The 9177-nt window shown below is 72.5% G+C and carries 5 protein-coding genes and 2 pseudogenes; 6 read left to right on the top strand and 1 reads right to left on the bottom strand.

What is annotated here, in order from left to right; translation table 11 throughout:
- From CCN72_RS12425 to CCN72_RS12450, 6 genes and pseudogenes are all read left to right on the top strand, one after another.
- On the top strand, positions 1-860 hold an 860-nt coding region (locus CCN72_RS12425; protein WP_086807578.1), incomplete at its 5' end, for a beta-ketoacyl-ACP synthase 3.
- Positions 857-1096, top strand: a complete 240-nt coding sequence (locus CCN72_RS12430) for an acyl carrier protein (protein WP_086807579.1) — start codon at positions 857-859, stop codon at positions 1094-1096. The genes CCN72_RS12425 and CCN72_RS12430, both read left to right, overlap by 4 nt.
- 41 nt (positions 1097-1137) lie before the next feature.
- A complete protein-coding gene (gene scoE, locus CCN72_RS12435) occupies positions 1138-2028 on the top strand; it encodes a (3R)-3-[(carboxymethyl)amino]fatty acid oxygenase/decarboxylase (protein ID WP_086807580.1) in 891 nt (296 codons plus the stop codon).
- Positions 2025-2573, top strand: a complete 549-nt coding sequence (gene scoD, locus CCN72_RS12440; RefSeq protein WP_086807581.1) for a (2E)-enoyl-ACP glycyltransferase — start codon at positions 2025-2027, stop codon at positions 2571-2573. Before scoE ends, scoD begins: the two co-directional genes overlap by 4 nt.
- Before the next feature lie 69 nt (positions 2574-2642).
- Positions 2643-4223: pseudogene (locus tag CCN72_RS12445) on the top strand (long-chain-fatty-acid--CoA ligase); the annotation flags it as partial.
- 316 nt (positions 4224-4539) lie between these two features.
- Positions 4540-8982, top strand: coding sequence for a non-ribosomal peptide synthetase (locus CCN72_RS12450; protein WP_086807582.1), 4443 nt, complete (start codon positions 4540-4542; stop codon positions 8980-8982).
- Here the strand turns inward: CCN72_RS12450 and CCN72_RS12455 are convergent.
- Positions 8979-9177, bottom strand: a pseudogene (locus tag CCN72_RS12455) (hypothetical protein); the annotation flags it as partial. The gene CCN72_RS12450 and the pseudogene CCN72_RS12455 overlap by 4 nt on opposite strands.

The following is a 9177-nucleotide window of genomic DNA, read 5'->3' on the forward strand; positions in this document are numbered from 1 at the left end:
TCGCGGTCGAGGCGGGGCGGCGGGCACTGCGCTCGGCCGGGACCGGAACGGCCGACACGGTGATCGTCGCCACGACGACCCCGGACCGGCCCTGCCCCGCCACCGCACCCCTGGTCGCCACCCGCCTCGGCCTGGCGGGAGCCGCGGCGTTCGACGTCGGCGCGGTGTGCACCGGCTTCGTGTACGGCCTCGCCACCGCGGCCGGGCTGATCGCCGCCGGCGTCGCCGAACGGGTCCTGCTGATCGGCGCGGACACCTACTCCACCATCGTCGACCCGCTGGACAGGGCCAACGCGATCATCTTCGGGGACGGCGCCGGAGCGGTGGTGCTGCGCGCCGGGGACCCGGACGAGCCGGGCGTGGTGGGCCACTTCGACCTCGGCAGCGACGGCGCCCACGAGGACCTGATCACGGTCGCCGCGGGTGGCTCCCGCCGGCGGGCCACCCGCGGTCGACCCACCGATGCCGAGCGGCATTTCGCGATGCGCGGCAAGGAGGTGTACCGGCACGCGGTGACCCGGATGGCCGCCTCCGCCCGCGCCGCGCTGTCCGGCGCCGGATGGACGATCGGCGACCTCGACCACTTCGTGCCCCACCAGGCCAACCTGCGCATCCTGCACTCCGTCGCCGACGACCTGGGCCTGTCCCGGGACCGCTGTGTCACCAACGTCGACACCCGCGGCAACACGGGAGCCGCCTCCATACCACTCGCCCTGGCCGACGCCCTGGCCGCCGATCGGATCCGGCCCGGCGACCGCCTCCTGCTCACCGCCTTCGGCGGCGGCCTCACCTGGGGTTCCTGCCTCCTGACCTGGCCAGAGCTCACCTTGAACCCTCAACCGGAACGGATCACACCATGACCACCTACGACCGGCTCGTCGCCGTCATCGTCGGCCTGCACGACATACCCACCGCCCTCATCCGCCCCGATGCCACCCTCGGCGCGCTGGACGTCGACTCCCTGACCACGGTCGAGATCAGCATCCGTATCGCCCGCGATCTGGGCGTCACCGTCGGCGACGACGAACTCGAACCCAGCCGCACCCTCGCCGAGATCGCCGAACTCGTCGACTCCCGGCGCACCACCACCGTCTGAGCCTCCAGCACCCCGACCGAAACCCGGAAGGACCGGCAGTCATGCAGATCAAGGACCAGCCCGGCGCGGCGCTCGGCGTCACCGTCGAGGACTTCGACCACATCACGGCCTCCGAAGCCGACATCCAGGCCCTCAAGAGGACTGTCTACACGAAGAAGATCGCCATCCTGAAGGGGCAGGACCTCACTCCCGCCCAGTTCCTCGCCCTCGGCAGGCGCCTTGGCCGACCCGAGACGTACTACGAACCGATGTACCGGCACCCGGACGTCCCGGAGGTGTTCGTCTCCTCCAACGTCCCCGAGGACGGCAGGCAGATAGGCGTGCCGAAGACGGGCAAGTTCTGGCACGCCGACTACCAGTTCATGCCCGACCCCTTCGGCCTCACCCTGATCTACCCGCAGGTGATCCCGGAGAAGAACCGCGGCACCTATTTCATCGACATGGGCAGCGCGTACGAGCGGCTGTCCGAGGAGCTGAGAGCGGCGGTCAAGGGAACGCGCTGCCGGCACTCCGTGCGCAAGTACTTCAAGATCCGGCCGCAGGACGTCTACCGCCCCCTCTCCGAGATCATCGAGGAGGTCGAGACGAGGACCCCGCCGGTCGTGCGGCCCACCGCCTTCACCCACCCGATGACCGGGGAAACGGTCCTCTACGTCAGCGAGGGCTTCACCGTCGGCATCGAGGGCCAGGACGGCGAACCGCTCGAAGGCAAGCTGCTGGACCGCCTCTTCGAAGCCACCGGCCAGCTCGACGACACCTTCGCCCACGAGGGCATCCACCTCCAGAGCTTCGAGCAGGGCGACCTGCTGGTCTGGGACAACCGCAGCCTCATCCACCGGGCCCGCCACACCACCACCCCGGAGCCCACCGTCTCCTACCGGGTCACCGTGCACGACGAGCGGGCACTGTACGACGGGATGCGCGCCGCATGACCGCGCCCGCCGCCGACCGCCCCACCGCCCCGCCGCAACGGTCGTACCCCACCGACGAGGAACTCCTGGCCCGCGTCCTCGCGCCCTACAAGGAGCACTGCACGTACCTGAGGTCCGCCGAGGTCACGGCGTCCGACGGACTCTCCTCCGCCCGCTGCGCGTTCGCGATCCCGGAGTCCTGCTACATCGACGACACCGGCCATCTGAACTCGGTCGAGGTCAACATCGCCTACAACCAGATGATGTACTACCTGGTCGCCAAGTCCGTGAAAGAGGGACTGCTGACCGGGTTCGAGGACTGGACCCTGGACGACTTCTGGCGCCATCAGCTCCCGGACATCCTCATCGCCCGCTTCGCGGCGAACTTCCGGCGGCCCGTCGAACCCCGCCGGTTCACGGGGGAGATGGAGTTCCGCTCCGTGACCCGGCGCACCTCCGGCGCGGCCGGTCCCTTCCTCCACGCCCCGACCGTCTTCCGCTACCGGGACGCCCACGGCGGCCGGTGCGACGGCGAGGCCACCCTCGCCTTCATCAACATCCCCTGAACCACTCGTCGAAGTCCCTTGAATCATCTGTCGACGTCCCCTGAACCACCCATCGAAGGGAGACCGCCCATGGAGACGACCACGGCGCCGCGGCCCCGGGGCGCGAGACTCCACCACCCAGAACTGAGCACCCTCGTCCACACCACCCGCTTCCACGCCGCCCGGCAGCCCGAGGCCGCCGCGGTGCTCTGCGAGGGCCGCACCCTGACGTACGGGGAACTGCACCGCGGCAGCAACCGCATGGCGCACGCCCTGCGCGCCGCGGGCCTCCGTGAGGGCGACCGGGTCGCCTACCTGGGGAAGGAGTCCGAGCACTACTACGAGGCGCTGTTCGCCTGCGCCAAGACCGGTACCGTGCTGGTCCCGGTCAACTGGCGGCTCGCCGCGCCCGAGGTGAGCCACATCCTCCAGGACTCCGGCACCCGACTGCTGTTCCTCGAAGGCGAGTTCGCGCCGATCGTGCAGGCCATGCCCACCCGGCCTCCGGGGACCGTCGTCCCGGTGGACTCGATCACCGGCTGGCGCGCCGAACACCCCGACAGCGAAACGGAGTTCGAGGCGACCCCCGACACTCCGGTCGCGCAGCTCTACACCAGCGGCACCACCGGGCTCCCCAAGGGAGTCGTACTCGCGCACCGCAGCTTCTTCGCGATCCGCGACGCCCTCGCGAGCGAGGACCTGGACTGGATCGACTGGCGGGAGGGCGACATCGCCCTGGTCGGCATCCCCGGATTCCATGTCGGCGGTCTGTGGTGGGCCACGCAGAACCTCAACGCCGGTACGACGATCGTCGCCCTGCGCGCCTTCGCCGCCCGGGGGGCCGTGGACCTCATCCGCGGCCTCGGCGTCACCACCGCCTGCGTGGTCCCGGCCATGCTGCGCATGATGCTCACCGAACCCGGCGTCCGCGCCGAGGACTTCACCACCCTGCGCAAGACCGTGTACGGCGGCTCCCCGATCTCCGAGGCGCTGCTGGAGGAGAGTCTCGCCGTCCTGGACTGCGAGTTCGCCCAGATCTACGGCCTGACAGAGACCGGGAACACCGCGGTCTGCCTGCCACCGGCCGCCCATGTCCCCGGCGGCCCCCTCATGCAGGCCGCCGGACGCCCCTACCCGGGGGTGCGGGCCAGGGCGATCGACGGCCGGGGCCGTGAACTGCCGCCGGGCGCCGTGGGCGAGGTCTGCCTGCGCACCCCCGCCCGGATGGTCGAGTACTGGGGCCTGCCCGACAAGACCGCGGAGGCGCTTGTGGACGGCTGGATCCACACCGGTGACGCCGGCTACCTCGACACGGACGGCTACGTCTTCATCCACGACCGCATCAAGGACGCCATCCTGGTCGCCGGTGAGAACGTCTACCCCGCCGAGATCGAGAACGTGCTGGAACGCCACCCCACGGTGGGGGAGGCGGTGGTGATCGGGGTCCCCGACGAGCGGTGGGGCGAGCGGGTCCACGCCTTCGTCGTCCCCGCGGCCGGTACCCGCCCCAGCGGGCGGGACCTGCACACGTTCCTCGTCCCGAGGCTGGCCGCGTTCAAACTGCCCGCGAGCTACGAGTTCACGGACCACGTCCCGCGCAACCCGAGCGGCAAGATCCTCCGCCGCGAACTGCGCGACCGCTACTGGCGCGACTCCGCCCGCAAGGTCAACTGGCCGCCCCGCCACCGAGAGAGAGCCCCCGAACCCATGCCTGAACCCCTGCCTCAACCTACGGCTCCACCCATGCCTGGACACCTCACCCTGGACGGCTTTCGCGCGGACCTCGCGGAGTGCCTGTTCCTGGAACCCGGTGAAGTCGACCTGGAACAGGGCCCGTTGGACGCCGGACTGGACTCGCTGCGCATCGTCACCCTGCTGGAGCGCTGGCAGGCGGCGGGCGCCGACGTGACCTTCGTCGACCTCGCCGAGCGCACCTCCTTCGCCCAGTGGTGGCAGCTGCTCACCGCACGCATACCGGGAGCCGGTCGTGCCGACGCCTGAACGACGTCCACTGCTGGCCGCCCAGGAGGGCATCTGGGCCGGCCAGCAACTCGACACGGACAGCCCGGCGTACAACACCGCCGAGTACCTGTGCGTCGCCGGTCCGCTGGACACGGCCCTCTTCGAGCAGGCCCTGCGCCATGTCGTCGCCGAGACCGAGGCACTGAACGTCACCTTCGACACCGACGACACCGGCCGCCCCTGGCAGATCGACACCCCGGCCGACGGCTGGCACCTCCACCTCGCGGACCTCACCGCCGAACCCGACCCGCGGGCCCGCGCGTCGGCCTGGATGGACCAGGACATGGCCCGTCCCGTCGACCTCACCCGCGGCCCGGTCTTCGGCCACGCCCTGCTGCGGACCGCGCCGGAGGAGTTCCTCTGGTACCACCGCGTCCACCACATCGCCCTCGACGGCTTCGGGCTCTCCCTCGTCGCCCGGCGCGTCGCCCAGGTCTACACCGCGCTCACGGCGGGCGAGCCCGTACCGGAGAGCGGCTTCGGCACCCTGGAATCCGTCCGGGCCGAGGAACGCGCCTACCGGGGATCCGCCCGCCACACCGAGGACCGCGCCTACTGGACCGGCCGCTACGCCGACCACCCGCCGGTGCCCGGTCCGGCGGGCCGCTCCGCCCTGCCCGCCCGCACCTTTCACCGGCACCTCGCCGAGCTCGACCCGGCCACGACCGGCCGACTGCGCACCGTGGCCCGCGCGTTGTCGGTCACCTGGTCGGAGATACTCCTCGCGGCGACCGTCGCCCAACTGCACCGGCTCACCCGGGCACCGGAGATCGTCCTGAGCCTGCCCGCGATGGGCCGCCTCGGATCGGTGGCGCTGCGGGTGCCCGCCACGGTGCGCAACATCCTGCCCCTACGGGTCCCCGTCACCCCCGACGACAGCCTCCGCGTCCTCGCCCCCCGGATCTCGCGCGAACTGCGCGCCGCGCTGCCCCACCAGCGTTACCGCTACGAGCAGTTGCGCCGCGACCTGAAGCTGGTGGGCGGGCAACGCCGGCTGTCCGGGCCGGGCGTGAACATCATGCCGTTCGCGTACGACCTGAAGTTCGCGGGGCATCCCAGCACCGTCCACAACGTGTCCGCGGGCCCCGTCGACGACCTGGCCGTCAACGTCTACGACCGTGCGGACGGCACCGGGCTGCGCATCGCCGTCGACGCCAATCCCCACCTGTACGCCGAGTCCGAGGCGGCCGCGTTCCAGGAAGGACTCCTCGCCCTGCTGGCGGAGGCACTCGCCGACCCGGACCGGCCGCTCGGCGGAGGGCGGGCGCACCGCACCGTGCCCGTGCTCGACGGCGGCCCCCTGCCGGTCCCCGCCCGCCCGGTACTGAGCCTGATCGCCGACCACGCCGCCCGCCGGGGCGGAGCCGTCGCCGTCGAGCACGCCGGAGCGACCCTGACCTACGCCCAACTCCTCGGCGCCGCACGCGACATCGCCCGGGAGATCGCCGGTCGCGGTGTCGGAAAGGGCGACCTGGTGGCCGTAGCGCTGCCCCGGGGGACGTACGCGGTGACCGCCCTGCTCGGCGTGCTGCTGTCGGGGGCCGCCTACTGCCCCCTCGACCCGGGGGCACCCGCCGACCGTACCGCCCGGCTGCTGGCCGACGCCGCCCCGCCGCTCGTCCTGACCACCGGCGATCACACGGCCGGGTTCATGGAGCACCCCGAGCACCCCGTACTTCTGCTGGACGGGCCGGACACGGGACCCGGCACCACCGGCACCCCCTCGGCGCCCGCGCCCGAGCCCACGGACCTCGCCTACGTCCTGCACACCTCGGGCTCCACCGGCCGCCCCAAGGGCGTGGCGGTCGGGCATGCCGCGCTCGCGCACTTCGTCGCCGCGGCCACGCACCGCTACGGGCTGCGCCGAAAGGACCGCGTCCTCCAGTTCGCGCCCCCGCACTTCGACGCCAGCGTGGAGGAGATCTTCCTGACCCTGTGCGCCGGTGCCACCCTGGTGGTGCGGACCGACGACATGACGGATTCGGCGGCGGACTTCCTCGACGCCTGCGCCCGGCTGCGGGTGAGCGTGCTGGACCTGCCGACCGCCTACTGGCACGAACTCGCCCACGCGGTCTCCACCGGCGCCGCCACCTTGCCCGAGGGCGTCCGGACCGTCGTCATCGGCGGCGAGCCCGCCCTGCCCGAACGGGTCGAGCGCTGGCGTGAGTCGGTGGGCACCTCGGTCACGCTGCTGAACACCTACGGCCCCACCGAGGCCACCGTGGTCGCCACCGTCGCCGACCTCAGCGCCCCGGGGCTCGCCGCCGGTGACGTGCCCATCGGCCTGCCCCTGCCCGGCACCAGGGCGGCCGTCGTCGACGGCGAGCTGTATCTGCTGGGCCCAACCCTCGCCGACGGCTACCGGGGAGACCTGCCGGACGGCGCGCGCTTCGCCCCGCTCACGGCCCTCGCGGACGCCCCGCGCGCCTACCGCACCGGGGACCTGGTCCGCATCGGCGCGGACGGGCAGCTGCGCCATCTCGGCCGCGCCGACGCCGAGTTCAAGATCAGCGGTCATCGGGTGCAGCCCGCCGAGGTGGAGAACGCCCTGCTCACCCATTCCGGCATCCGGGAGGCGGCCGTCGCCGGACAGGTCCTGCCGGACGGCACCCGGCGGCTGGTCGCCCATGTGGTCGCCCCTGCGGTGGCCGAGGCCCCGGCACCGTCCGCCGCCGAGATCAGGGACCACCTTCGGGCGAGGCTGCCCCCGGCGATGGTCCCCTCCGCTGTCGAGGTCGTCGACCGGCTGCCCCGCACCGGCTCGGGCAAGATCGACCGGGCCGCCCTCGCCGAGCCGCCCGCCCACCGGGCGCCCGTCCACCGTGCCCCCGCCGAAGGAAGCCCCCTGGAACGGACCGTGACCGGCGTCTGGCGGCAGATCCTCGGCACCGAAGCCGTCGCCGTGCACGACGACGTGTTCGACCTGGGTGCCCATTCCCTCCAGGCCATCCAGGCCGCCAACCGGCTCGGCGTGGAACTCGGCCGGGAGGTGAAGGTCGCCTGGCTCTTCCAACACCCCACCGCCGCAGGCCTGGTCCGATTCCTCACCGAAGGGGAAGCGGGAGCGGAAGGGAAAGCGGGAGCGAAAGCAGAAGCGGGATCAGGCGCAGAAACCGGAGCGAGAGTGGGAGTGGAAACGGGAGCAGAACCGGAGGTGGACTCCGACCCCGAACGGCCGCGCCCCGCCCCGGCCCCGACCGTACTCCCGCCTCCCAGGGTCCTCCTCCACGACGCCGAACTCGATCCGGACATCCGGCCGGGCGCGAAGCGCACCCCACGAGAAGCCCCCCGGCGCATCCTCCTCACCGGCGCCACCGGCTTCGTCGGCTCCCACCTGCTGGCCCGGCTCCTGGCGGACACGGACGCCGAGATCGTCTGCACGGTACGGGCGGCCGACGTACCGGAGGCCACCGCCCGCGTCCACGCGGCCCTCACACGGCACGGCATCGCACCCGGTGAACGGGCTTCGGCCCGCCTGACGGCCCTGCCCGCCGATCTGGCCCGTACCGACCTCGGCCTGCCTCCGGAGGCCCTGGCCGACCTCGCGGCGAGCTGCGACGCGATCTTCCACAACGCGGCGTCCGTGAGCATCCTGCGTGACTACACCACCCTGCGCGCCGCCAACACCGAGTCCACCCGGCGCCTGCTGCGCCTCGCGGCCGTCGGCACGACACCCCTGCACTACGTCTCCACCCTCTCCGTCGCCCCTCCGGCGCGCCACCGCCCCGAGGTGCCGGAGGAGTTCCTGCCGTTCCACGAGGGCCTGCGGCACGGCTACCAGCGGTCCAAGTGGGCCTCCGAACACCTCCTGGAACAGGCGGCGCAACGCGGACTGCCCGTCACCGTCCACCGGTTGGGCCGGGTGCTCGGGCCCGCTCGCACCGGATACGTCAACGAGCGCGACTTCCTGTGGAGCGTGCTGCGGGCCGGTGTCCCCGCGGGCATCGTGCCCGAGCTCTTCGAGGACGAGGTCTGGACCCCGGTGGACTTCGTCGCGCGTTCCCTGGTTCATCTGTGCCTGCGCCGGGACGAGGGGACGGCCGGGGTCTTCAACCACGCGACCCTGCCCCGGGTCCGGCTCGCCGACGTGTACGACTGGGTACGGGCGTACGGCTATCCGGTACGGGTCCTGCCGCTCGCCAACTGGCGGGAGCGGCTTCCCCGTTCGGCCGACGCGGCGGCCACGACGCTCGCCTTCTTCGACTCCGCGGCAGACGACTCGGACGGCCAAGACCGCCCGACCGACCTGCGCCTCGGGCACGTCCGCGCCGACCGGGTCCGCGCGGGCCTGGCCGGCAGCGGCATCACCTGCCCGCCCGTCGACCGCGACCTGTTCTTCCGCTACCTGGACCACTGCGTGACGACCGGCGCCCTACCCACCCCCGACACCCGGTGTCCCGCAGGCTAGTTGTGCCTTCCCGTGTCGTCCCGCTCGGGCTCGCTCGCATCCGCCTTCGCGGTCGGGCCCGAAGCCGCCGCCGGTGCCCGGAGAGCCCGGCGGACGGCGTCGCGGAGCCAGCGGTGGGCTCCGTCGGCCGTGTGCCGGGGGTGCCAGGCCATGCCGATGGTCAGTGGCGGCAGCGTCAGGGGGATGTCGAGGAGG

Origin of the sequence: Streptomyces murinus (genome assembly GCF_002154555.1) — a bacterium.
Classification (GTDB): domain Bacteria; phylum Actinomycetota; class Actinomycetes; order Streptomycetales; family Streptomycetaceae; genus Streptomyces; species Streptomyces murinus.